The 24,593-nt window shown below is 70.7% G+C and carries 18 protein-coding genes; 8 read left to right on the top strand and 10 right to left on the bottom strand.

The window, feature by feature from the left end:
- Positions 1 to 73 precede the first annotated feature (73 nt).
- The 6 genes from ABR737_RS39740 (at position 74) to ABR737_RS39715 (ending at position 9,609) form a co-directional block, all read left to right on the top strand.
- On the top strand, positions 74 to 1,069 hold the full coding sequence (locus tag ABR737_RS39740) for a cyclase family protein (protein WP_350256008.1): 996 nt from the start codon (positions 74 to 76) through the stop codon (positions 1,067 to 1,069).
- A gap of 215 nt (positions 1,070 to 1,284) precedes the next feature.
- Positions 1,285 to 4,275: an ATP-binding SpoIIE family protein phosphatase gene (locus ABR737_RS39735; protein ID WP_502964534.1), complete on the top strand. Its 2,991-nt coding sequence runs from the start codon at positions 1,285 to 1,287 to the stop codon at positions 4,273 to 4,275.
- A gap of 208 nt (positions 4,276 to 4,483) precedes the next feature.
- Positions 4,484 to 6,019 carry a sugar ABC transporter ATP-binding protein gene (locus ABR737_RS39730; protein WP_350256007.1) on the top strand — a complete coding sequence of 512 codons (1,536 nt, stop codon included), beginning with the start codon at positions 4,484 to 4,486 and terminating at the stop codon, positions 6,017 to 6,019.
- A complete protein-coding gene (locus tag ABR737_RS39725; protein ID WP_350256006.1) occupies positions 6,016 to 7,056 on the top strand; it encodes an ABC transporter permease in 1,041 nt (346 codons plus the stop codon). Before ABR737_RS39730 ends, ABR737_RS39725 begins: the two co-directional genes overlap by 4 nt.
- Positions 7,057 to 7,100: 44 nt before the next feature.
- Complete coding sequence (locus tag ABR737_RS39720) at positions 7,101 to 8,252, top strand: substrate-binding domain-containing protein (RefSeq protein ID WP_350256005.1); 1,152 nt, start codon at positions 7,101 to 7,103, stop codon at positions 8,250 to 8,252.
- 217 nt (positions 8,253 to 8,469) lie between these two features.
- Positions 8,470 to 9,609 carry an RICIN domain-containing protein gene (locus ABR737_RS39715; protein ID WP_350256004.1) on the top strand — a complete coding sequence of 380 codons (1,140 nt, stop codon included), beginning with the start codon at positions 8,470 to 8,472 and terminating at the stop codon, positions 9,607 to 9,609.
- Positions 9,610 to 9,733: 124 nt separating this feature from the next.
- Here the strand turns inward: ABR737_RS39715 and ABR737_RS39710 are convergent, their stop codons facing one another.
- A complete protein-coding gene (locus ABR737_RS39710; RefSeq protein WP_350256003.1) occupies positions 9,734 to 12,583 on the bottom strand; it encodes a helix-turn-helix transcriptional regulator in 2,850 nt (949 codons plus the stop codon).
- A gap of 291 nt (positions 12,584 to 12,874) precedes the next feature.
- On the opposite strand from ABR737_RS39710, the gene ABR737_RS39705 reads away from it, so the two are divergent.
- On the top strand, positions 12,875 to 13,669 hold the full coding sequence (locus tag ABR737_RS39705) for an oxidoreductase (protein ID WP_350256002.1): 795 nt from the start codon (positions 12,875 to 12,877) through the stop codon (positions 13,667 to 13,669).
- A gap of 133 nt (positions 13,670 to 13,802) precedes the next feature.
- Here the strand turns inward: ABR737_RS39705 and ABR737_RS39700 are convergent, their stop codons facing one another.
- From ABR737_RS39700 to ABR737_RS39665, 8 genes are all read right to left on the bottom strand, one after another.
- Complete coding sequence (locus ABR737_RS39700; RefSeq protein ID WP_328382202.1) at positions 13,803 to 14,423, bottom strand: L-threonylcarbamoyladenylate synthase; 621 nt, start codon at positions 14,421 to 14,423, stop codon at positions 13,803 to 13,805.
- Positions 14,424 to 14,533: 110 nt separating this feature from the next.
- Positions 14,534 to 16,255 (bottom strand): acyl-CoA dehydrogenase family protein, encoded by a 1,722-nt coding sequence (locus ABR737_RS39695; RefSeq protein WP_350256001.1) that lies wholly within the window; start codon positions 16,253 to 16,255, stop codon positions 14,534 to 14,536.
- A 137-nt stretch (positions 16,256 to 16,392) separates the two neighbouring features.
- Complete coding sequence (locus tag ABR737_RS39690) at positions 16,393 to 16,968, bottom strand: PadR family transcriptional regulator (protein WP_350256000.1); 576 nt, start codon at positions 16,966 to 16,968, stop codon at positions 16,393 to 16,395.
- A gap of 138 nt (positions 16,969 to 17,106) precedes the next feature.
- A complete protein-coding gene (locus ABR737_RS39685; protein ID WP_350255999.1) occupies positions 17,107 to 17,490 on the bottom strand; it encodes a hypothetical protein in 384 nt (127 codons plus the stop codon).
- 39 nt (positions 17,491 to 17,529) lie between these two features.
- Positions 17,530 to 17,916: a hypothetical protein gene (locus ABR737_RS39680; RefSeq protein WP_350255998.1), complete on the bottom strand. Its 387-nt coding sequence runs from the start codon at positions 17,914 to 17,916 to the stop codon at positions 17,530 to 17,532.
- Positions 17,917 to 17,960: 44 nt separating this feature from the next.
- Positions 17,961 to 18,656, bottom strand: coding sequence for a hypothetical protein (locus tag ABR737_RS39675; RefSeq protein ID WP_350255997.1), 696 nt, complete (start codon positions 18,654 to 18,656; stop codon positions 17,961 to 17,963).
- 92 nt (positions 18,657 to 18,748) lie between these two features.
- Positions 18,749 to 19,129: a hypothetical protein gene (locus ABR737_RS39670; RefSeq protein WP_350255996.1), complete on the bottom strand. Its 381-nt coding sequence runs from the start codon at positions 19,127 to 19,129 to the stop codon at positions 18,749 to 18,751.
- Between the two features lie 313 nt (positions 19,130 to 19,442).
- On the bottom strand, positions 19,443 to 22,364 hold the full coding sequence (locus ABR737_RS39665; protein WP_350255995.1) for a helix-turn-helix transcriptional regulator: 2,922 nt from the start codon (positions 22,362 to 22,364) through the stop codon (positions 19,443 to 19,445).
- Positions 22,365 to 22,734: 370 nt separating this feature from the next.
- On the opposite strand from ABR737_RS39665, the gene ABR737_RS39660 reads away from it, so the two are divergent.
- Positions 22,735 to 23,160 (top strand): DUF779 domain-containing protein, encoded by a 426-nt coding sequence (locus ABR737_RS39660; protein ID WP_350255994.1) that lies wholly within the window; start codon positions 22,735 to 22,737, stop codon positions 23,158 to 23,160.
- 230 nt (positions 23,161 to 23,390) lie between these two features.
- On the opposite strand, the gene ABR737_RS39655 is transcribed toward ABR737_RS39660, so the two are convergent.
- Entirely contained in the window at positions 23,391 to 24,338 is a 948-nt protein-coding gene (locus ABR737_RS39655; protein ID WP_350255993.1) for a hypothetical protein, read from the bottom strand.
- Positions 24,339 to 24,593 lie beyond the last annotated feature (255 nt).

Below are 24,593 nucleotides of genomic sequence, written 5' to 3'. Positions count from 1 at the left end.
ACTGCAGCCGACCGGACACGGTGACGACGCCCGGAAGCAGGGTGTCCCCTCCCCCCCATGGAGCGCTGCGCAGATGACCGGCAACCCCAGCGAGTCGCCGATTCCCCCGCCTGCGCCTGCCGGTGCGGACAACGGGCCTGCCGGTGCGGGCAACGGGCCTGCCGTCTCCCGCCAGGAGTTCGACGCGCTCTTCGAGACGGTGCGCACATGGGGCCGCTGGACCCGCGCCGACCGCGGCGCCTGGAACCGGGTGACCCCGGACCACGTACGGCGGGCCACCGCTCTGGTCCGGTCCGGAACCACCGTCCCTCTGGGGCGCCCCTGGAACACGACCCCCGGGCCGGACAACAGCAGACCCGCCCTGCACTACATGTCCGACCTCGGCGACATCGAGCCCCCGGAACCCTCCACGCACAAGGACTTCCTCGCCGCCGACTACCACGGCAAGGCCGTCAGCCATCTGGACGCGCTGTCCCACGTCGCCTACCGGGGGCAGCTCTACGACGGCCGCAGCGCGCACGAGTGGGTCGATGCCGGCGGGGCCCGCTTCGGTGACGTATCGGCGCTGGGCCCCCTCGTGACCAGGGGGGTGCTGCTCGACCTGCCCACAGTGCTGGGGTGCGCCTGGCTGGAGCCCGGGCGGGCCGTGCACGCGGCGGACATCGTGGCCGCGGAGCAGGCACTCGACGTGACGATCGGCGAGGGGGACGCGGTGCTGCTGCGGTCCGGCAGCGTCCGCCGGCGCCGGGAACTGGGCGTCTGGGATCCCGGCACGGCGAGCGCGGGCTTCCATGTGGACGCCGTGCCTCTGCTGGCCGAGCGGGGTATCGCTCTGCTCGGTGGCGACGGCGACAGCGATGTACGGCCCTCACCGGTCGACGGCCTGCATTCTCCGGTCCATGCGCTCGCCCTCGCCGCAATGGGAGTGCCGCTCCTGGACAATCTCGACCTCGAAGCCCTCTCGGCCACCGCCGCGGGGGCGGGCCGTTATGCGTTCCTCCTCGTGGTGGCCCCGCTGGACATCCCCGGCGGCACGGGCTCGCCCGTCAATCCGGTGGCGGTTCTGTGACCCGGTCGCGGTCCTGTGACGGCGTTCCCGGTCGTGACCGTGTGTGACGGTGGGGAGTGTGTGTGACAGCCGGGAGCTGCCGGACTCGGCTTCCCCTGTCCACGATGTCCATGATCAGTACCACTCTCTGCCTCTCTCACTCTCTGCTCAGAGATCTACAATGAGACGGTATGGCGCGGCCGCCCCTGCACGGGCGGCCGGAGCGGCACATACCGATGTGGGAAGTGGTCGGGATGGGGCTCGTGGGAGCGGATATCGGCCCCGCGCGCGCCCGTGAGCAGTTTCTTCGCGGCGGGGCGGTCGAGGGGACCGTGCGAAGCACCGTCCTGAATTCGTGGCAGCGTTCCCGGTCGCTGGGGCTGTCGCCGGAGGAGTGCGAGCTTCCCTTCCGTCAGGATCTCGATCTGGACGGCCGGCTCGTCCGCGCCGCCGCCCCCGTGCTGGACCGCCTGCAGTCCAGGTTCGCGGGCAGAAGTATGAACGTGGCCCTCGCCGACGGCCGCGGGGCCGTCCTGCAGCGGCGCTTCGGCGACACCTCGCTGGTCAGACATCTGGCCGCGATCCAGAGCGTCCCGGGGTTCGTGTTCGCCGAGGAGTTCGCGGGGACCAATGGCATCGGTCTGGCCCTTGCGGAACGGCAGCTGATCAACGTCTACGGCGCCGAGCACTTCGCCGAACGCTCCCAGGCCAATGCGTGTGCGGCCATTCCCGTCCGGGACCCGCTCAGTGGACGTATCGAAGGCATCCTGTGCCTCGGCTTTCCGCCCACCGATGCGGATGTGGCGCTGAACGACGTGCTCAGCAGGGCAGCCGGGGCCATCGAACGGCGGCTGCTGGAGCAGAGTTCGACGCGAGAGCGCGCCTTGCTGCAGGCGTACCTCGACGCCAGGAGCCGCGCACCGACCGGTGAGGCGACGGGCGACGGGCAGCCGGGCGAGCCGGCCGAGCACGCGCCGGCCGAGCACGCGCCGGCCGACAGCGCACCGACCGAAAGCGGGCTGGTCGACAGCGGGCTGGACTGGCGTGACCAGATGATCCTCAAGGAGCGGGCCACCGAGCTGATCTCCTCGGCGCAGCGAGCCGCCATCGAGGTCCCGCTGCCCGGCGGCCGGCGGATCACCTTGCTGAGCCGGCCGGTGACCAGCCCCTCCGGCGTGGAGGGCGTCGTCATCGAGGCGGTTCTCCCCACACCGCATCAGCACCTCGCCGTCCTCAGCGCAGCCGGCGCCGCTCCCGGCCCGGCGCCCGACCAGGTTCTCGCCCTCGCCGTCCCGCTGCCCGCGCACCTTGCCGGCAGCGGACCGGGCCGGGCGGCGGCCCCGGGCCGCCCAGCGGGCGCGCCCCGTACCGCACGACGTCCCTCGGACCGTCCCGCTGAAAGTCCCTCCGGCCGTCACGCCGAGGGCCCCGCCGATCGTCTCTCCCACGCCGCGGCCGGTGGGCTGGTGCTGATCGGTGAGCCGGAAGTGGGGAAGTACGCCGTGGCGGCCCGGCGCCGCCTGGAGCTGCTGTCCGAGGCCAGCACCCGCATCGGCACCACGCTGGACGTGAGCCGTACCGCCCGGGAACTCGCCGAGATGGCTGTCCCGCGCCTGGCCGACTACGTCACCATCGACCTTCCCGAGGCGGTGCTGCGCGGCGAGGAGCCGACGGATCCCCGCACCGGCCTTTACCGCACCGTGGTCCACGGAATCCGGGACGACTGCCCCTTCTACCCTGCCGGTGAGCGGGTGGCTCTGCGTCCCTCCACGCCCCAGCTCCGCTGTCTGGACGACCGGCAGCCCGTTCTCGAACCCGATCTGAGGGCGGCCGGCGGCTGGATCGCCCAGGATCCCGTGCACGCCCGGCGCCTCCTCGGCCATGACGTGCACTCGTTGATCGCCGTCCCCCTCCTCGCCCGCGGCATCGCCCTGGGCACGGCAAGCTTCTACCGCTCGCGCGACCCCGCCCCGTTCGGGGACGACGACTTGTCGCTGGCCCAGGAACTCGCCACCCGTGCCGCCATCTGCATCGACAACGCCCGCCGTTTCACCCGCGAGCACACCATGGTCCTTGCCCTGCAGCACAGCCTGCTGCCGCAGAGCTTCCCCGAGCAGAGCGCCGTCGATGTCGCCTACCGCTATCTGCCCGCCGAGTCCGGCGTCGGCGGCGACTGGTTCGATGTCATCCCCCTCTCCAGCACCCGGGTGGCCCTCGTCGTCGGGGATGTCGTCGGCCACGGCCTGCACGCCGCCGCCACGATGGGCCGCTTGCGCACCGCCGCGCGGAACTTCGCCGAGCTCGACCTCGCCCCGGACGAGGTCCTCACCCATCTCGACAACCTCGTGGGACGCCTCGACCGGGAGGAAGGCACCGAGGGTCCCGCGGCCGACAGCACCGGCATCATCGGCGCCACCTGTCTGTACGTCATTTACGACCCCACCACGCGGCAGTGCGTGATGGCCCGGTCCGGGCACCCTCCGCCCGCGCTGGTCCGCCCCGACGGCACCGTGACCTTCCCGGACCTGCCGGCCGGCCCGCCGCTGGGCCTGGGCGGCCTCCCGTTCGAGACCGCCGCATTCACTCTTCCCGAAGGCAGCCGGCTCGTCCTCTACACCGACGGACTCATCGGGGACCGCCAGCGCGACGTCGATACGGCCCTCGACCTGCTGCGCCACGCCCTGGCGCACCCGGACCGTCCGCCCGAGGACACCTGTGAGGCGGTCCTCCGGGCCGTGGCGCCCCGGCACCCCACCGACGACATCGCGCTGCTCGTCGCCCGCACCCGTGCCCTCGCCCCCCGGCACATCGCCACCTGGGAGGTGGCAGCCGACCCGGCGCTCGTCTCCGGCGTCCGCGCCGCGGTGACCCGGCAGCTGACCGAATGGGGGCTGCACGAGGTCGTCTTCGCCACCGAACTCCTGCTCAGCGAGCTGGTCACCAATGCCATCCGCTACGGCACCGCCCCCATCCAGGTGCGCCTGCTCCATGACCGCACGCTGATCTGCGAGGTCTCGGACGCCGGCAGCACCGCCCCGCATCTGCGCCATGCGGCCAGCACCGACGAGGGCGGCCGTGGCCTGTTCCTCGTCGCACAGCTCGCCCAGGCCTGGGGCACCCGTTACACGGCCGGCGGCAAGGTCATCTGGGCCGAGTGCGCTCTGGAGGCGCCGGCAGGAACACCGGACGCCGCCGCAGCGTATGTCGACAACATCCCCGCCCTCTGACCGTCCCTCCGGCATCCGGGCCAAGGCGGGCCGTACCATGACGGAATTGCGGTAATCGGTACGGATGTGGCATTGCCGGGCCCCGGGCGCGCCACCCTCACCACCACGAAGCACCCCGCAGCAGTGCCCCGTAGCTGTGCCCCGCAGCAGTGCCCCGTCCGTCGGGAAGCACCCGGCAGGACCATGAGGCCGACCTCCGGAGACGTCTGTGCATGCCGCTCCTGACAGCACCCCTCCCCCGCGCGACGCCCCCCGGCCTCTCGTCCGGGTACGCGGCCTGTGCAAGCGGTTCGGCGGCACCCTCGCACTGGACGCGGTCGACCTCGACATCCGCTCCGGCCGCATCCTCGCCCTGCTCGGCCCCAACGGCGCCGGGAAGTCCACGCTCATCAAGGTGCTCGCGGGCGTCCACTCCGCGGACGAGGGCGAGGTGCGCGTCGACGGGCACCCGCTCGGCACCGACGCGGCCTCCCGCGCCCTGTCCTTCATCCATCAGGACCTGGGCCTGGTCGACTGGATGACGGTCGCCGAGAACATTGCCCTGGGGGCCGGCTATCCGTGCCGCGCGGGTCTGCTGTCGTGGCGGCGGGTCCGCGGTCGGTGCACCGCGGCCCTGGACATCGTCGCCGCGCATCTCGATCCGGATGCCCCGCTCGCCGGTCTCCCGCGCGCCGAACGCTCCCTGGTGGCCCTCGCCCGCGCGCTGTCCACCCAGGCCGCCGTCATCGTCCTGGACGAGCCGACCGCCAGCCTCCCGGCAGCCGACTGCGCCCGGCTGTTCGACGTCCTGCGCACCCTGCGCGACCAGGGCCGTGCCCTCGTCCATGTCACCCACCGGATCGACGAGGTGTACGAGGTCGCCGATGACTTCGCCGTCCTGCGTGACGGACGCGTCGTCAGCCAGGGCCCGGTGGCCGGCTACCGGCCGGCCCGGCTGGTGCGCGACATCGTGGGCCACGAACCGGCCGGCTTACGCTTCGCCGCCGCCTCGGGTCCGGCCGTACTGCGCCTGGACCGGGTACGGACCGAGAACACGGCGCCGGTCAGCCTGGAGGTGCACGCCGGGGAAATCCTCGGCATGGTGGGCCTCACCGGCGCCGGGCACATGGAACTGGGCCGTGCCCTCGCCGGCTCCCGGCCGGTCACCGGCGGACGGGCGCTGCTCGACGGCCTCCCGTACACCCCGCACACGGTCATGGCCGCCGTCGGCTCCGGTGTCGGCCTGGTGACCAGCGACCGTCAGGAAGAGGGCTGCGCACCCGAGCTGACGGTGCGGGAGAACTTCCTGGCCAATCCCCGGGCGAGCGGTGTGCGGTCCTGGCGCCGGATCGTTCCGCGGCACGAGCGCGCCGAGGCCGCGGCCCTGATCGAGCGGTTCTCGGTCTTCCCCCGGGACACCGAGGCGCCGATCGCCACCCTCTCCGGTGGGAATCAGCAGAAGGTCATGATCGGACGGGGGCTCAGGACGAGCCGGCGCCTGCTGATCCTCGAAGAGCCGACCGCCGGGGTGGACGTCGGCGCCAAAACGGCGATCTACCGCCTGCTCCGGGAGGCGCTGGCCGGAGGCCTCGCCGTCCTGCTCCTCTCCACCGACTTCGAGGAGGTCGCCCACGTGTGCCATCGCGCCCTGGTGTTCGTCCGCGGGGTGATGACGGAGGAGCTGAGCGGCGGGGCTCTCACGGTCTCCGAACTCGCCCGTGCCTCCTCGGCGATGAGCGCGCTCACCGGGACGGTGGAACCATGACCCCCTCCCCCCGCCTCCTGCCGGGCCGCCGGTTCGGGCACTTCCTCGGCGCCTACGGCCTCCTGGCCTTCGCCGCCCTGCTCTTCCTGGCCTTCTCCCTCGCCCTGCCGGACACCTTTCCCACCCTGGACAACATCTCCGAGGTCCTGTCCAACCAGTCGATCCCCGCCCTCCTCGCGCTCGGCGCCATGCTTCCCATCGTCACCGCCAAGTTCGACCTGTCCCTCGGCTACGGTCTCGGCCTGGCGCACGTCATGACGATGCAGCTGATCGCCAACGAAGCGTGGCCCTGGCCCCTCGCCTGCCTCGCCGTAATCGTCGGCGGAGCGGTCGTCGGCGTCTTCAACGGGATCGTCGTCGAATTCGCGAAGATCAATTCCCTTATCGCCACGCTGGGCACCGGCAGCATCCTGTACGCCCTCACCGGTTGGATCACCAACGGGGCCCGGATCGTTCCCGGCCCGCAGGGCCTGCCGGCGGCCTTCACCGATCTCTACGACTCCAGGTTCCTCGGCCTGCCGGTATCCGCCTTCTACGTCCTCGCGCTGACCGCCGTGCTGTGGCTGCTCCTGGAGCGGCTGCCGCTCGGCCGCTATCTGTACGTCATCGGCTCCAACCCGCGCGCCGCCGAGCTGGTGGGCATCCCGACCCGGCGCTACGTCGTCCACGCGTTCGCCGGTTCGGGGCTGGTCGTCGGTATCGCCGGTGTCCTGCTCGCCGCCCAGCAGCGGATCGGCAACCCCAGCGTCGGCCTGGACTATCTGCTGCCCGCCTTCGTCGGTGCCCTGCTCGGGTCCACCGCGATCAGACCAGGACGCCCGAACGCCCTGGGCACCCTGGTCGCCGTCGTCATCCTCGCCATCGGCCTTGCCGGTATCGGCCAGCTCGGCGCGCAGTTCTGGGTCACCCCGCTGTTCAACGGCGCCACCCTGCTCCTCGCCGTCGGCATGGCCGGCTATGCCGCCCGCCGCCAGCTGCGCCAACGGCGGACACCACCGTCCCGGCCCCGCCATGACGCGGTCCGTATCAGCTCGTGATCTCCGGCCGTCGCCACCGTGTCGTCCCTCCGCAGGGAGCGCCCGTGCACTCGCACCGCAAGACCGCCGTTTGCGGCACAGTCGTCGTGGCTCTGGCGGCCACTGTCCTCGCCGGCTGCGAACGGGGCGCCTCGACCGGCGCCGCACCCTACTCGCCGGGGCCGGCGAAGACCGGTTGTCCCGCCGTCCTGGCCCGGGCCCGGGCTGCCGTGGCACGGGCCGAGAAGCCGCACACCTCCTGGGACGGGCCCACCAGCGGCCCCCGGGCGGTCTTCGGCAAACGCCTCGTCTATGTCGCGCAGACCATGACCAATCCCGGTGTCGCAGGCGCCGCCGAGGGCCTCCGGCAAGCCGCGAAGACCCTCGGCTGGCCGGTCCGGGTGATCGACGGTCAGGGCACCCCCGCCGGGATCCAGGCGGCCTTCAGCCAGGCCCTCGCCCTCCGGCCCGCCGGCATCGTCATCGGCGGCTTCGACCCACGCCTGACGTCGCGGCAGGTCGCGACGGCCACCGCCGAACACATCCCGCTCGTCGGCTGGCACGCGGTCGATGCCCCCGGCCCGAGCAAGGACCCCGGACTCTTCAGCAACATCACCACCAACGTCCAGGATGTCGCGAAAGTCAGCGCGGACTGGATCATCACGCACTCCCGGGGCCACGCGGGAGTCGTCGTGTTCACCGATGCCTCGATCCCGTTCGCCAGGAACAAGTCCGAACTGATCAAGAAACAGCTCGCCACCTGCTCCGGCGTACGGCTCCTGGAGGAGGAGAACATCCCGCTCCCGGACACCAGCAGCCGCACGCCCCAGGAGGTCTCCGCACTCCTCTCCCGCTTCGGGGACCGCTGGACCCACTCCGTCGCCATCAACGATGTGTACTTCGCCGATGCCGCGCCGGCCCTGCGCGCCGCCGGCCGGAAGGGCGGCGGCATCCCCTTCAACATCGGCGCGGGCGACGGCGACCCGTCCGCCTTCCAGCGCATCAACAGCAGACAGTTCCAGGCGGCCACCGTCCCGGAGCCCTTCTCCCAGCAGGGCTGGCAGATCCTCGACGAATTCAACCGCGCCTTCTCGGGCAGACCCGCCAGCGGTTATGTCGCCCCCGTGCACATCGCCACGGCCGGCAACAGCCGCGGGGCCACGACCTGGGACCCGTCCGGCTATCGCGCGGCGTACCGGAAGATCTGGGGCAGATAGGCCCCGGGCCACTGCCACCGCCGCCACCACGCGCAAGCCCTCCTTCAGTTGACGGATGTAACGCCGCGCCGTGCCCCATACGTTGGCACCGCCGCAGCAGGGACCACAGCCGGGCACGGGGCGCTTCCTCCCCTGTCCGGGCGCCGTTTGCCGCGGCAGCAGGGCCGGTTACCGAACCCGCCCCCAGGCAAGAACTGCCAAGGAGAACCGAATAGCCATGATCACCGAGCCGACCCCCTACGGACCGGTGCGGCGGACGATGGCCGCATTTGCCGCGGTCGCCTTCGCCACGCTCGCCACGTCAGTCTCTCCGCTCACGACCGGAACGGCTCACGCGGAAACCCCCGCCATGACCGGCCTGTCCCTGTCGCCGCGCCTGCCCCAGGGCGACGGTCTTGCGCCGTCATTGGATCTGGCGAAGGACTCGCCGGACTACGGGACCGAAATGGTCATCAACAAGTCGCCGATAGCGAATTGGAGCATCCTTCCCAACAGGGACGGGAGTTTCCTGATCCGCAACGACAAGACGCAGAAGTGCGTCGACTTCAACACCGACAACGACCACCTCGTCGAGCCGAGGTACTGCGACCAGAAAAACAGCAAGCAGAATTGGTATCTGCAGCCCTCTGGCGGTGGTGACGGCTACTACCTGATCCGGAACGTCAACACCGGCAAGTGCATGGATGTGTTCGGGGGAAGCAGTAACGACGGCACCACCGTGGGTACCCACGGCTGCAACGGTGACAGCAACCAGGAGTGGACCATCGGTCCGACCCCCGGCGCGGAGTACACGGGCCCGTCCCTCGCGGACCTGGCCACCGCGTACGCCCTGAAGCAGTGCAGCAACAGTGCCGGCGCCGTCAAGTCGTGCGACTACGAGGTCACCGGCGACAGCGTGGCTTCCGTGGGGGACCTGAAGCGGGTCAGCTCCAACGTGTGGAACAACAGCACCGACCCCGGGGACCGGACCATCACCTGGACGCAGACCACGTCCCAGACCAATACGGTGGGCACCTCCCTCACCGTCACCAGCGAGGTGGGGGTCAACGTCGAGTTCGTCACGGCCAAGGTCAGTACGGCGCTCACCGCACGCTACGAGCACTCCTGGACCCAGACCGAAGCCGTGAGCGACGCGAACAAGATATCCGTGAAGCCGGGCAACTACAGCTGGGCGATGCGAGGCCAGCTGATGAAGACGGTGACGGGTAAGTGGACGTTCACCAACGATCTTGGTGACACCTGGTCCGGCGACGGCACCGCCACCGTCCCCGCCAAGGACGGCACCGACAGCCTCAGCAGCGACCTGGTGCTGTGCACGAGCGACAGCCCCGCTCCGGAGTGCGTCAACAACCGCTGACCTGTGCAGCGCATTCCCTCGTGATCCGAGTGGGCTGCGCCGCGTGATCTGACGGCACGCCGTCGGAGCGTTCCCCGGCCTCCTCGAAGGGAGCCGGGGAACATCGCGTCGAGCGCCGAGGGGATCAGTCCTGCGAAGGTGACCGCCCGGATTTCTGCCGGCGGGTCACCTCCGCGGCGATCTCGACCCGTGAGGTCATCGCCAGCTTTCTGAGGATGCTGGACACATGGGTGCTGACGGTGCTTCGGGCGATGGACAGCCGAGCCGCGATCTCGGGATTGGAACACCCTTCGGCCACGTGCTCCGCAACCAGGCGTTCGGTGTGGGTGAGGGCTTCCCAGCCGTCACGAGAGCCGGTGCGGGTCCGGTGTGAGCCCCGGCGGACGGCGACCGCACGCAGCCGCGATGTCGCCTGGGCGGCGTCCCAGACCGCGCCCAGCTGCGTGAACGTGTCCAGCGCCTGATCGAGCAGGACGCGGGCGTCGTCCAGCTGCCCACTGCGGGCCAGCATTTCCGCCGCATCCGTAAGGGCGTGTGCCGCATTGAGTGGCCGCGGGGCGTTGCGGTAGCAGCGGACCGCTTCCATGAGCAGATCAGGGTCCCCGTTCAGCAGACCTTGACAGCGGTAGGCGTCACCGAGGTGGTAGAGGCCACCGCTGTGGTCGGCGCGTCGTTGCGCGGCGGCAGCGTACCGCTGGGCGTTCGCACGGTCTCCCCGGGCCAGGGCGAGGCGGACCAGATCAGGTGTCAGAAAGCCGAGGATCAGCTGGCCCGGCAGATGGCCGACGCCGCTGTCGAACGCCTCGGCGAGCCGGGAGTAGGCGCGCCGGGCATCGCCCTGCGCCTCGTCCAGAAGGACGCCGGCGCACAACGGCAGGTACTCGTAGAAGGCTGCGACCGTCGAGTTCTCGGTCTCGGGCAGCAGAGCGGCCAGATGCGCTTCGGCGAGGGGGCGCCTGCCCCGGTGCACGGCGATCAGCGCCGCCACCGCCCGCAGCGCCCGGCTCAGTGCGTCCTGGCCTCCGCAGTCAAGACCTGAGGTGATCTCCGCCAGCGCGTCGTCCCAGCGCCCCGTGTGAAACGCGAGGAGCGCGCAGGACAGGTGGTACCAGGGCAGGAACATCCCTGCGGTGTGCTCCGCCGGGATGCGTATGGCGGCGAGGGTCCGCTGGGCGTCGTCCCCGAGATCGAGATCGACGTAGTAGTTCACCAGGGCGAGTTGCAGCCCCATCCACTGCGCCGGGTGCATCGAGTCGGGCATGAGGCGGGACGCCTGCCGCGCGAGTTCCACCGCTTCGGAGTCGGGCGTCTCCAGGAATCGCTTGGCCGCCAGTATGTGCAGGGCGCCGGCCAGGGCGTGGCTGTCGCCGGCCTTGTCGGCGGCGCGCCGGGCACGTGAGGCGACCGCGCCGGCTTCGGTGAGGTCCCCCAGTGCGAAGAGACATACCGCGCCGAAGGCCTGGAGCCGGACCGCCTCGATCTCCGGTACGCCCGGGCTCCGGTATCCGGCCCGCGTCTCCGCCAGCGCCAGGTCGGGCCGGCCCCGGGCGAACGCGGCCTGGATGACGATCCAGCGCATCAGGCATTCCCACCCGGGGTCAGGCGCCTTGGCCAGGGCGCAGCGGGCACTCTCCTCCGCCTCGGCGAGGAGACCGCAGGAGAGCTGCGCAAGGGCGTGGTGCAGACGGAGGTTGGCGTACCCGGCATCCGTGGGGTCGCCGAGTTCCAGCGCCGTGGTGAGCAGCCGCAGAGCCATGGCCGGTGCCCGCGTGGTGAGCCGTGCCGCGGATCCTTCCAGCCAGGTGAGCAGGAACTCCGGGCTCGGCAGCCCGTTGAGGAGATGCTCGGCAACGCGTTCGGGAGCCGCCCCGGCCTCGGCCAGGCACTGCGCTGCTCTCATGTGCAGCATGTCCCGGACCGACCCCGGCACGGCGTCGTACACGGCATGCCGGATGAGCTCATGCCGGAAGCGCAGGCGTTGGCCGGTGTCCCTCAGCGCCCCGGCGGCCTCGGCCTCGGCCATGACGGCCAGCAGGTCGCGCAGTGGAAGGTCCACCACCGCTGCGAGTTCGGCGGTGGTGCAACCGGCGCCCAGTACGGAGGCGACGCGCAGCACCTGCAGCACGTCATCGCGCAGATGGCGAAGCCGGTGCGTCACCAGCGCGGTCAGCGACGGCAGTGAGCAGCCGGCGGCGATGTCCGCCGTGGCCTCACCGGTCTCGGCCGTGGCCTCACCGGTCTCGATGGCGTGCTCGCGCCTCAGCGCGGCGATCAACTCGGTGAGGTACAGCGGGTTGCCGGCGGCTCCCTCGGCCATGCGGCGCAGTCGCGGACCGGCCGGCCGGCCGCACAGGTCCGCCAGCAGGGCCGCCACGGCCGCCGTATCGAGGGGAGCCAGCTCCAGCAGGGTGCGATTGCCGGCGATCGGGCTCCGTGACAGCTGGTCGACTTCCCCGGCTCCGGACACGGGCCGGTGCGCACCCACCACCAGAAGCGGCAATTGATGCACCGAACTCACCAGTTTGTACAGCACTGCCAGGCTTGACGGGTCCGCCCACTGGAGGTCGTCGAGGAACAGCGCCAGCGGGCCCTGTGCGCACAGGTCCTCGACCAGCCCGATGATCGCCTCGATCGTCGCGGCATACGCCCCGGACGTCTCGCCCTTGGCGCCCGGCAGACCGTAGCGGGCATCGCCACGCAGCACCTCGGCGACCCGGGCCCGCCGTGCGTCCGAGGGGGACTCCTCCAGCCTCAAGCAGCTGGAAATGAAGGCGAACGGACATGCCTGTTCCAGCTCCTGGGCACTCCCCTGCAGCACCCGCAGCCCCCTGCGCTCCGCAGCCGCCGCGGCCTGATCGAGCACCGCGGTCTTCCCGAGGCCGGCCTCAGCCACGACGAACGCGGCCCGCCCCTCGCCCGCGAGCGTGGACTCCACCAGCCTGGACAGCTCCGCCAACTCAGCCGCACGCCCCACAAGCCAACCTTCGAATGAAGTCATCACTTCGCCCCCACGCCATGCAATGCCAGGGGTTTCTTAGCACATGTCTTGGATGTGTGAAGTGAACGACCGTCAGCCGGACAGGATCCGCTCGTCGGTCAAGGCGGCCTTGGGACCCGGGTACGGCCGGGCGGTGGTGCGGGGGAATCCCGCGGCGCAGGCCGCGTGGCGAGGACACCGCCCCGAGCCGAGGGACCGATACTCGCCCCATGCGGCTGTTCAGGCGCATGGGCCCGGTTGGGAAGCGTGACGGAGGAGGAGTGCCCGGTGGAGCTGAAGCTGACGGACAAGGTCGCCGTGGTCACCGGAGGCAGCAAGGGCATCGGCCTGGCCGTCACCGAGGCACTCGGCCGTGAGGGCGCGCGCGTGGTGGTGGGCAGCCGCACCGAGACCACCGAGCTGGCGGCTCTGCGCAAGCGGTACGACGTCACCTTCCACCCCGTCGATCTGGCCGACGCCGACGGTGCCGACGCCCTGGTCCGGGCGGCAGCGGACCGCTACGGCCGGATCGATGTGCTGGTCAACAACGTCGGTGCCACCACTCCACGCGCCGGCTTCCTCGACGTCGATGACGCAGCCTGGCTGCATGCCCTCACCATGACGTTCCTGAGCGCGGTGCGCGCCAGCCGTGCGTCGTTGCCGCACTTGCTGGCCCATGGCGAGGGCGCGATCGTCACCATCAGTTCGGTCAATGCCCGGCTGCCGTTCCCCATGGTGGTGGACTATTCAGCGGCCAAGGCCGCCCTGAGCAACCTCACCAAAGCACTGTCGGAGGAGTTCGCTCCCCGGGGTGTCCGCGTCAACGCCATCGCCCCCGGTCCCGTACGCACCCCGTTCTGGACTGCCCCCGGCGCCTTCGCCGACACCGTCGCGGCCGGGGCGGGCGGCACGGCGCAGGAGGCCCTGGACCAGGTCGTTCCCCAGCAGATGGGCATCTCCACGGGACGGATCACCGAACCCCAGGAGGTGGCCGACCTCGCGGTCTTCCTGGCCTCCCCGCGGGCCGGCAACATCACCGGTGCCGAATTCGTCATCGACGGCGGCCAGATCAAGACCACCTGACATACGGGGCGGCGCGCCTCCCATACGCAGGGCCCGTCCTCGCGGTCCCGGCCCCCGTCCCGGTCGAGCGGCGCCGGACGATGGGGTGTACGCGCGCCCGGCCGGCGCCGTCGGCCATGAACTCACCGGGCCGTTACTCGAAGCGCGCGGGGTCGCCGGCTCCCCGGCGGACGATCTCCAGGCCGTCGCCGGAGAAGTCGATGACGGTGGTCGGCTCGGTGCCGCAGTCGCCCGAGTCGATCACTGCGTCCACCACGTGGTCGAGCCGTTCCTTGATCTCCCAGCCTTGTGTCATCGGCTCTTCCTCGTCGGGCAGCAGCAGGGTGCTGGAGAGCAGCGGTTCACCCAGCTCCGCGAGCAATGCCTGGGTGACGACGTGGTCCGGGATCCGGACTCCGACGGTCTTCTTCTTGGGGTGCATCAGCTGGCGCGGCACCTCCTTCGTCGCGGGCAGGATGAAGGTGTAGCTGCCGGGCGTCGCCGCCTTGACCGCGCGGAACACATCGTTGTCGACATGGACGAACTGGCCCAGCTGCGCAAAGTTCTGGCACACCAGGGTGAAGTGGTGACGGTCGTCGAGGTTGCGGATCGACCGGATCCGGTCGATGCCGTCGCGGCTGCCCAGCTGGCATCCCAGTGCGAAACAGGAGTCCGTCGGGTACGCGATGAGCGCACCGGAGCGGATGCTCTCGGCCACGGTGCTGATAGTGCGCCGCTGGGGGTTGTCGGGGTGCACATCGAAGTATTTCGCCATCCATCGAGCCTACGGGATACCGGCTTCGCTGCCCGGGTGGCAGCAGCGACGGGCTCGGCCGACACCCGGGGGCATCGGCCGAACCCGCTGGTCCGCAGGCGGACGGTGGGTTACGGCGCCATCTCGTACGCCCCGGCCAGTGCCTCGACACGCTCCCAGACGCGCGCCGAGCGGGCCTCGTCGACGACCGGACGCCGGACCGCGCCCAGCGCCCACTCCTGCTGCGCCGCGGTGGCCGAATCCTTGCCGTGCAGTTCGACGGCGTGCGCGGAGAAGTCACGGACGAGGACGGCGAACAGCTCGTCGAGGACATCGGCGTCGAGGCCGGTCAGGCGCGCCTGCTCCAGGATCAGCTGGCCGTGCACGACCAGCGCGAACAGCTGGCCGACGGCGAGCAGGAGGTCGAGGTCGCGGCTCTGGTCCTCGCCGGGAGCGGCGGTGGTGACGAACTCGCACAGGGCGTCCGCCTGCTCCCGGAAGCGGGCGACGTTGGACACCTCGGCGTAGGCGTCGAAGGCGGCGCGCCAGTCGTGGAAGCGGACGGAGCCCAGGCCGCGGGCCGGTCCCTGCCGGAAGAGGAACGCGTCGTCGGCCGCGTCGAGGCGGGTGGGCACCGCCTCGTACTCGGCCGGGTTCAGCAGGTGGTTGCCCATGAACTTGAGGATCAGGGCGAGGTTGACGTGGACCGTGCCCTCCAGCTTCGGCAGGCCGCGGATCTCGGTGGCGGCCTGGGAGAAGTAGGTGTCCTTCTCGAAGCCCTTGGCCGCGATGACGTCCCACATGAGGTCGATGACCTTCTCGCCCTCGGTGGTCACCTTCATCTTCGTCATCGGGTTGAAGAGAAGGTAGCGGCGGTCGTCGGGCCCGGCGGAGCGGAAGTAGTCGACGGCGCGGTCGCTGAAGAGCTTCATTCCGACGAGACGGACATAGGCGTCGGTCAGCTCGCGGCGCACGTGCGGGAAGGCGGTGACGGGACGGCCGTAGAGGATGCGGTTCTGTGCATGGGTGACCGCCTCGTACATCGCGTGCTCGCAGATGCCGATCGCGCCGGTGCAGAGGTTGAACTTGCCGACGTTGACGGTGTTGAGGGCGGCGTCGAAGGCGGCCCGTCCGGTGTGCAGGATGTCGTCCGCGCCGACCGGGTAGTCGTCGAGGCGGAACTCGCTGACGTACTTGGAGGAGTCGACGACGTTCTTCACGAGGTGGTACGCGGGGTGGCGGCTGTCGGCGGCGAAGAAGACGTAACCGTCCGGGCCCTCGATGTCGGTGCGGCGGCCGAAGACGGAGACGAGTCCGGCGGCATTGCCGTTGCCGATGTAGTACTTGGAGCCGGTGGCACGGAAGCCGCCGTCGCCGTCGGGCTCCAGGAGCATGTCGGTGGAGTAGATGTCGGCGCCGTGGGCCTTCTCGGACAGGCCGAAGGCGAACACCTCGCCCTGGGCGAGCAGTTCGGCGGCGCGGGCCCGGACGGTGGCGTTGTCGCTCTGCCAGACCGGACCGAGCCCGAGGATGGTGACCTGCCAGGCGTACCAGTAGTCGAGTCCGTAGAAGCCGAATATCTCGTTGAGGGCGGCGATCCGGGCGGTGTCCCAGCGCTTGTCGGGCTGCCCGTCGGCGGCGGAGGCCGGGGTGAGGAAGGTGGCGAACAGCCCTTCCTTGGCGGAGAACTCAAGGAACTCCGCCAGCCAGGCGCGGGAGCGGTAGTCCTCGATCAGCTTGCGCTTGCCGCGGTCCTCGAACCAGGCGACGGTGGCACGCAGCAGCCTGCGGGTCTCGGGGTCGAAGTGCGCCGGGTCGTAGGTGCGGGGGTTGAACAGCAGCTGGTCGGCCATGGATGGTCGCCTTTCCTGTATGCGGGGGTTGCGGGTGGTGACGGGAGGCTTCCGGGGCGTGCCGGGGTCGGCGGGACGGTGGACGGCGGGCCGGCGGCCGGCGGGGGTGGTTCGCCGGGTGGTGCGCCGGCGCCGGTTCATCGCTCGGGGCCGTCCCGGTGCGGGCCGGCGAGCCGGTGGAGGGTGGCGAGCACGTCGTCGAGCCAGGCGAGGGTCATCCGCTCGTAGGCGATGCCGCCGCGCAGCACGACATGCTGGAGCTCTTGCCCGGCGTCGGGCGGCGCGGGGGCCTCGGGACCGGTGAAGTCCCGCCGCTCCCCCGCGAGATAGTGCGCGAGCCGGTCGGAGTGCGCCCGGTGGTGGCGCTCGACCTCACGAATCAGCGCGGCCGGATCGTCGAACGCCGCGCCGCGGATCTTCACGGCGAGGTCGTGCCGGACGCTCTCGGGTTCGATCGGCTCGTGGAGCCACCCGGAGAGCGCGGCCCGGCCCGGGGCGGCGACGGAGTACTCCTTCTTGTCCGGCCGGGCCTGTTGGGGCACCTCGCGGACATCGATCCAGCCGTCGCTCTCCATGCGCTTGAGCACGCGGTAGATCTGCTGGTGGGTGGCGGTCCAGAAGTATCCGATGGACCGGTCGAACCGCCGGGCCAGCTCATAGCCGGAGCCCGGCTTCTCCAGCAGGGAGACGAGGATCGCGTGGTCGAGCGCCATGCCCCGAATCCTTCTATGCAACTTGTTGCATAGACAAGTGGGCACCGCCCGGGTGAGACACGGCTCACCCCGCGAGCCGGTACGCGGGCATGCGGCGGGGCCCGCCGGCGGAGTGCGCCGACGGGCCCCGGGGACTTGCTAGCAGTTGACGTCGAGGACGTGGATCCCGGACACCAGAGTGCCTTCGAGCTTGTAACAGTGGTTCTTGTCGGCCTCGTTGATGTACAGGGGCTTGGAGCCGCCCGTCCAGTAGACGGTGACCGTGACGCCGGTCGCCTCGGCGGGGAAGTACCCCTTCCAGCTGGTCCCGATCGGCCGGTCGTGCTGGCAGTAGTTCTTGCTTTCTATGCCCGCCGGGCCCTTCCACTCGTAGCAGGTGTCGATGAGCGACCCCGCGTTGTGCTCGAACGAGATGTAGTTGTCCGAGGCGGCAGCGGCGGCCGGCGCGGACAGGACCGCGCCGGCCAGCGCCAGTCCGAGTGCCGCGGCACCGTAGGTCAGGGAACGCTTTCTGCTGCGCATACGGGAGTAAGCCTTTCGCTTCGCTGATCCGGAGATGCTCTAACAGGTCTTTTCGGTGATCTTCGGGTCGAAGGTGTAGCCGCTCAGCTCGTAGCAGTGGCCGCGCTTGAGGTCCGTGATCTGCGGCGTCACATTTCCGCCCCCGATCTGGGCCGCCACCTTCACCTCGAGCTGGACGCCCTGGGCGTCAGCGGGGATTTCCGCCCGCCAGTCGGTGCCCTTGGGCTTCGCATAGTCGCACGAATCCGAGGTCGACGAACCCTGCCAGTGGTAGCAGGTGTCGACCAGGAACCAGCCGTTGTTGGTGAACCCGATGTAATTGCCCGAGCCGGCCGCGGCGGCGGACGGTGCCGTCATAACGGCGCCGGCCAGCGCGAGTCCCAGGGCGGCGGCACCATACGCCGCCGACTTCTTGATTTTCCGCACGGAGTGCTCCTTCAGAGAGAGTTGGCGAGGGGAGACCGGCTGCTTCAGCTGCCGTTCATCAGCTTTCCGCCGTCACACGCGACCTCGTCGGTGTCCGCCCGCGCGGCCGCGCTGAGGGGCACCTCGGTGCGCAGACCCGTGATCTTCGCGCCGCCGAACTCGCCGCCCTGGATCCGCACATCGGAGACGCGCTGCTCCATGTCATGGCCCAGCTTCAGCATCCCCTTCCGCCCCGGCTTGATGGTGATCCGGACGTCACCGCTCTTCGACTCGGCGTTGGTCTCGCTGTACTGCGCGGAGGCCCCCACACCCAGCTTGTCCTTGACGAGGGTGATATCGACGTTGACGCCGACGTTCCAGCCCCAGGTGAAGGTCTTGCTCCCGCTGAGGGTCTGGTTTATTTCCCCCTGCCCTCCACTGCAGTTCTGAATGGGTCCCACGCCCATGGCGGTGTTTTCCACGTCGAACCACTTCGTCACGTTCTTGGACTCCACGGCCGTCGCCGTGCAGGACACATCGCTGTTCTTGCACTGGTCCATGGCGCGCTTGACTTCGTCGGCGGAGTTCACCTGGTATCCGTTGTCATAGGTGACGGAGGGGCTGCCCTCCTGCAGCCAGGTGTTCGTGTGGCCGTTGATGTCGGTGGAATCGGCGGCCGATGCCGTGGGCGTCGTCAGGGCAAGCGCCACGGTGACGGCACCGAGGGCGATACCGATGCGGGATGCGGATGTGGAGATCAACGTTTTCCTCGCTCTGTGAATGGGGGGGACCCGGTGCAGTGGACGCCGGTTCACGGGACAGCGCGACGGCGGCGCTCCCTCGATTGCCGCGTTCAGCAGCCGGTTTCCGTGAGCTTGGGCCGGTCGGCGAGACCCGTGATTTCGAAGCAGTGATTCTTGCTGGTGTCGAATACCGCGGCGCTGTCCCTCGTGGCGTAATCCACGATGCTGGTGCTGAGGTCGATCTTCGCGCCACTCGCACCGTCGGGGAAATACGCCTGCCAGGTCGTGTTCACCGGACGGACGTTGTGGCAGTAGTCCTTGCCCTCGACATCACGCCACTTGTAGCAGGTGTTGGCGAGGATTCCGGCGTGATTGGTGATCTGAATGTAGTGACTCGAATCCGCCTGTGCGGCGGGGGCGGTGAGTACCGCCGACAGGCTTGCGGCGCCCGCCGCGAGAAGACCGAATACGGCTCGATGGTTGAACCTCACGGTTGCCACTCCCTCTTGAACTCTCCTGCGACATCGGAAGAATTGCGACGTCGTGAGATCTGAGTAAGTCATGAGAAGCGGGCCGAATCAATTGGTTCCGGCTAAGACTGCGGTACCCCGGAGAAAAGGACCGGGGTAACCACGAGGAACGCCCCGGGAAACGGGACACCACGGCACCGGACCACGAGAACCACAGCTCTTTGCGGCTGCCGACCACAGGGCCGGCGGCTGCCCCGCAATGCCGAAAGACCCCTCGCCAGAAGGTGAGGGGCCTTTCCGGTCCGGCCGGGCACACGGGTCCCGGGACCGCGCCTCAGGAGTCCGCCGTGCCGCTCCCCCGGCGGGACCGGTCCGCAGCCGCCATGGCCGCCGCCAGATGCGGGCGCCCCGCGATGCCGAGCTTGCGGTAGGCGCCGGTCAGATGGGTCTCCACGGTCCGCAGCGACACGACGAGCAGTTCGGCGATCTGTTTGTTGCTGTATCCCTGCGCCGCCAGGGTCCCGACGCGTTCCTCCCCCGCGGTCAGCGCCCCGGCCCCCGCGCCCCCGGCGGCTCTGCCGGCCCGCCCGCCGGCGAGGTGCAGCCGCTCCTGCAGACGCGCGGTGAGCACCGTGGCACCGCACCCCACGGCCAGGTCCAGCCCGCGGTGCAAGGCGCTCCTGGCGCCCCGCTTGTCGTCCCGGTGCAGCAGGGCGGTCCCGAAGTCGTGCAAAGCGCGGGCGAGTTCGAGGCGGGCGGGGGTGGGGCCGAGTACGTCGACGGCCTCGGCCAGCAGGTCCAGCCCCCGAGGACCGCTCGTGGCGAGCCCCGTCGCCCGCAGCGCCACCCCGAGGGTCCGCGGGATCCGGCAGCGCCGGGCGAGGTCGAGCTCCTGCTCGGCCAGCGTACGGGCCGACGCGGTGTCCCCCAGGGCGAGATGGGCGGCCACCGAACGGGAGCGCCAGGGAGCCATCGCGGGGCTGATGGTCCCCGCGGCCTCGCAGTGGTGGCCGCACTCGCGGAGCAGCGAGAGCCCGGCCCGCGGATTGCCCTGAGCGATCCGCAGCGCTGCCAGACTCATGAGGAAGCGGGGCCGCTCCCACGCCACTTCCGCCTGCCCGGCCACGGCATGGGTGCCCGCGATCCGGTCGGCCGCCTCGGTCCGGCCCTGTGCGAGGAGGGCGTCGATCCTGAGGGTGTCCAAGGTCAGTGCGTACGGGAGCCGCCCGGTGGAGGACGCCTGGTCAACGGCGCCCTGTGCGGTGGTGAGCGCTTCGGTGATGTGGCCTCGGCGCAGCGCCAGTCCTGCCTGGTAGAGCATCAGGGAGGAGACGAGCAGTTCCATGCCCCGGCCCGAGATCTCCCGGGTCAGATGACGGTTGAGCTGGTCGGCCGTGTCGAGCTCGTCGAGGTACAGCAGTGTCTGGGCGACGAAGTAGTGCAGCGGGAACAGATCATGGGAGAACGCCGGCAGATTGACGGAAGCGCGCTCGATGAGACCGGCGATGTACGGGGCGGGCAGGCCGGCGCGCAGGGCTCGGAAGGCGCGGATCGCGAGCAGCTGGCGTTCTCCCGCGGTGCGGTCGGCCAGGTCGTCGTCCGTGCCGGGGGACGGCGCGGGGGCCGGGCTCGTGGCGGAGGGCCGCTCGAACTCCATCCAGGCGCGCAGCGCCCCCATCCGCAGCGCCAGTTCACGGTCGGCGGCCCCGGAGTCCGCGGTGCGCCGGTCGCACAGCACCGCGATCTTCCGGTCCACATTCGACAGGTCCGTACGGGAGCCGCGGGAGAGGAGCAGCGAGTAGGCGAGCACGCCCAGGGCATCACTGCGGGCCGTTTCGTCGGTCAGCTCTTCGAGCGCGCCGGTGACACAGGAGATGGCCAGCGCGGCATCGTAATGGCTGGCTGCGGTGCCCAGTTCCAGGAGCACGCGGGCGCGCTCGGCGTCGTCCAGCGGCTGGTGCAGGGCGGAGCGCAGATAGGTCACGGCCGTTTCGGGTGCGCCGCGGTGTAAGGCCTGACCGGCCGCTCTGCGCAGCACCGGCAGGACCCAGGAGCCGTGTACGGGACCGGCCGCGAGCAGATGGGCCGCGACTTCCTCGTCGGGACGCCCGCTGAGGCAGGACACCTGGGCCGCACGCGCATGACCGGCACCGAGTTCCTCGGGCGACAGCATCCCGAGCACCGTGTCGCGGACGACCAGATGGGTGAAACGGAGGTCGCCGTCCGCGCGCAGCAGCCCCAGCGACCGCAGGTCCTGTGCGGCGGAGAGCACCACCGCCCGGCCCGTTCCGCAGTACGCGGCCAGCAGCTCCGGAGGCTTGCGGTCGCCCAGGAAGGCCAGTGCCCGCGCCAGCTCCACGACCTCGCCGGACGCCTGGCAGAGCCGGTGCGAGATCTCCCCCGCGAGCGTCGACAGCATGACCGTGGGGATCCGGTCCTGGAAGGGCGCGGTCGGCCGTACCCCGCTGCGCCGGGCCTGGTGGAGCAGGGCGCGGACGAACAGCGGGTGCCCGCCCGTGGCGGCGTGAGCGGCGGCGCAGAAGGCGTCATCGGGTTCCTCCGCGCCCCAGAGCGTCCGCACCAGCTGTCCCACACCGGCGATGTCCAGGGGCTCCACCACGAGGGTGTGGCAGTTCGCGGGACGGACGAGCTCGGCGAGCAGCGGATCGAGCCGTCTGACCTCGGCGCTCCGCGTGGTCACCGCGATCAGAACGGGGTGGCTGTCCGCCCGTCCGGCGAAGTGCACGAGCCACCGCAGTGACGGCTGGTCGATCCACTGCAGGGCGTCGACCGCCAGGAGCAGGGGTTGCCGGCGGGAGAGCCGGGAGACGAGGGCGTCGAGTCCCCGCAGCGTCGACGCCGTCACATCGGCCGCCTCCGGCAGCGGTTCCGTGGCGGCGGCGTCGTCCAGCGCCCGGAGCGTGGCCGCCGCGGCGCCTTCCAGCAGACGGGCGCGGTCGGTCTCGGACACCGCGGCCAGCAGGGGCCTGAACAGCTGTCGCACCGCGCCGAAGGCGAATTCGCGCTCCAGGGGGTGGCAGCGGGCCCGCAGCACCCGGAACTGCTTGTTCCGCTCCCACCAGGTGCTCAGCAGGACGGACTTGCCGACCCCGGCCGCCCCTTCGAGCTGTACGACGCGGGACCGGCCGGACAGGACCTCGGCGGCCACGGCGTCGAGGGCGGCGAGCTCGCGTTCGCGCCCCACCAACGGCCAGTCGTCACCGCATGCATCGCGGGAATGTCCGAACGTCACCACTTGCTCAACTCTCGTCGTGCGCATCTGCTGTTCGAGACGTTGCGATGCCCACCGCGGTTGCCTGAGCTGGGCACTCGGATCCGTACCGCCGCCCTGCCGCACGGCCGCGGTGGGCTTGGGAGGCCGGCGTTCCCCGACGGATCCGCGGCCCGCCGTCGTGTGCAACCACCTCGCAACGTTGCAGGGAGTTAACTGGGGCACTGCCTCCGTGGCGGCTCGGTGACCATGATCCGGCCCGGGCCGGGCCGGCTCGCCGCCGTCCCGGGAGCGCTGTCCGTTGTGGCCGGTCAGGAGAGGAACGGCACGTGTACCGACAAGAGACCGACAATCCGCAGGTCAACGGCTCCACGACAGAGCCGGGGCGTTTTTGATGAGCGGCGGCGAGGAGCCGTTGGCGGCCGCCGGGGGCACCGCTGCGGAGGAAACTTCCCGGATCGCGCTCAGCGCGGCGGCGACCGAACTGCTGCGTCTGCTGTGCGACCGGCACGGCCCGCTGATGTTCCACCAGTCCGGCGGCTGCTGTGACGGCAGTGCCCCCATGTGCTACCCGGCCGGGGAGTTCCGTACGGGATCGTCGGATGTGCTGCTGGCCCGGCTGACCGTGGAGGGCGTGCCGGAGCCGGTGGGGTTCTGGATGTCCGGGGACCAGTTCGAGCGCTGGCGGCACACCCATCTGACGGTGGACGTCGTACCCGGGCGGGGCAGTGGCTTCTCCCTGGAGGCGCCGGAGGGCGTCCGTTTCCTGATCCGCTCGCGGCTGTTCACCGACGAGGAACGCGCGGCTCTCGGCGACTGAGGGCCGCGCGGCGCCCGAGGAGGCCCCTCTGGGGAGGGACCGGGGCGGGCCGGAGAACACGCCGATCCGGAGACACAGTGAGGCCCCACGCACGGGGGAGAGCGTGGGGCCTCACTCTTTAAAACGGGTGGATGGCGCCTCGGGTTCCCTCACGGTGAAAATTCCGCAAGAAAATCTTGTGCGCGGTGTGCACGACCATGCCCCGCCCCGGCCCCACCCCTGGTCGGCGTTCAGGCGTCGTCCTGCACCAACCGCTCCAGCATCGACTGGAAGTCCCCGTCCGCCACCACCCGCAGCCCGCCGCCGGACGGCTCGCTCAGCGGAGTCATCACGCCCCGGCGCCACCAGAAGACCCTGGGGCTGATGGCGCCCGCCGCGTCCTCGTGGCCGGCCGCCGCGAACTGCGCCATGGCCTGCAACGCCGGGACGACCTGGGCATCGTGAATACGGTGGAAGGCCAGCTGGTGGCGGAAGGGCAGGGCGACCAGCGCACCGTCCGGGGTGAGATCGATGCCCATCAGCCGCTGCACCAGTTCGTCCAGCACCAGCACCCGGCTCGCGGTGAAGAAGGAGTCGCCGAGCAGCACCTCGAACGCCGAACCGTCGCCGCGCCGCACGGTCTCATGCCCCTCGACCGGCAGGGCGCGCAGATTGTTCATCGCCCGGATCCGCAGCTCCGCCACGTCCCCGAGGTCGGTCAGCGAGTCCTCGCTCAGCATCTGCACCGCCTCGGGCAGATCGAGGGCGAGCACTTCCCGCAGCCCCGGCGCCGGTGCGCGGCCGTAGCGGAAGGAGTCGGAGGCGGGCAGCGTCTCCTGGGCGACCACGCGGGGGTAGAGGCAGGCCCGGATCTCGTCGGCGCTCAGGATCTCCAGCGGCTGCGGGCCGTCCATCGTACGGAGCACCTTGCCGACGTGATCCCGGATCAGCGCGGGCCAGCTGCGCTCACCGCGCCGGTCGCGGTGGCACACCGCGGCGAGGTTGCCGAGGCCGAACTGCCGGCCCGCGGAGTCGGTGACCACGCCCGCATACGCGGTGACTTCGAGCCCCTGTTCCGCGAAGGCCTGCCGGACCTGCGATCTGAAGACGCCGCCTTCGCGCTCGGAGAAGAAGCCGAACTCCCCGTCGCGTGCCAGGTCGCGGGGATCCCGCTTCGGTCCTCGGCGGAACAGGCCCATCTCTTCCTCCCGGCAGCGGCCACGAACGACGGCCTCGAATGGGCCGATCGTAACGGGTGCGTCGCTGCCCTCGTCGCCCTGCGGTCTGCCGTCCTGGAGGTGACCGGCCGCAGGGTGACGAGGTGGCGGGGCCGGCGGGACGAGGGGGCGAGGAGGAATGGGGAGGGGCCCGGGGGAAGGACGGGGAGGGACGAGGGAAGGGGGCGTCTTCTCTCCCTCAAGGGAAATACGGCCGGTGCCGACGACATGACGCCC

It is taken from the genome of Streptomyces sp. Edi2, from assembly GCF_040253635.1.
GTDB lineage: Bacteria > Actinomycetota > Actinomycetes > Streptomycetales > Streptomycetaceae > Streptomyces.
Note: the sequence above shows the minus strand (reverse complement) of the source record. Positions and strands in the feature narration are given on the sequence as shown.

Bases quoted from the DNA above. Each gene is read 5' to 3' on its own strand.
- ABR737_RS39740 (WP_350256008.1), top strand. From the start codon at position 74: ATGACCGGCAACCCCAGCGAGTCGCCGATTCCCCCGCCTGCGCCTGCC.
- ABR737_RS39735 (WP_502964534.1), top strand. From the start codon at position 1,285: ATGTGGGAAGTGGTCGGGATGGGGCTCGTGGGAGCGGATATCGGCCCC.
- ABR737_RS39725 (WP_350256006.1), top strand. From the start codon at position 6,016: ATGACCCCCTCCCCCCGCCTCCTGCCGGGCCGCCGGTTCGGGCACTTC.
- ABR737_RS39715 (WP_350256004.1), top strand. From the start codon at position 8,470: ATGATCACCGAGCCGACCCCCTACGGACCGGTGCGGCGGACGATGGCC.
- ABR737_RS39700 (WP_328382202.1), bottom strand. From the start codon at position 14,423: ATGGCGAAATACTTCGATGTGCACCCCGACAACCCCCAGCGGCGCACT.
- ABR737_RS39695 (WP_350256001.1), bottom strand. From the start codon at position 16,255: ATGGCCGACCAGCTGCTGTTCAACCCCCGCACCTACGACCCGGCGCAC.
- ABR737_RS39690 (WP_350256000.1), bottom strand. From the start codon at position 16,968: ATGGCGCTCGACCACGCGATCCTCGTCTCCCTGCTGGAGAAGCCGGGC.
- ABR737_RS39685 (WP_350255999.1), bottom strand. From the start codon at position 17,490: ATGCGCAGCAGAAAGCGTTCCCTGACCTACGGTGCCGCGGCACTCGGA.
- ABR737_RS39660 (WP_350255994.1), top strand. From the start codon at position 22,735: ATGAGCGGCGGCGAGGAGCCGTTGGCGGCCGCCGGGGGCACCGCTGCG.
- ABR737_RS39655 (WP_350255993.1), bottom strand. From the start codon at position 24,338: ATGGGCCTGTTCCGCCGAGGACCGAAGCGGGATCCCCGCGACCTGGCA.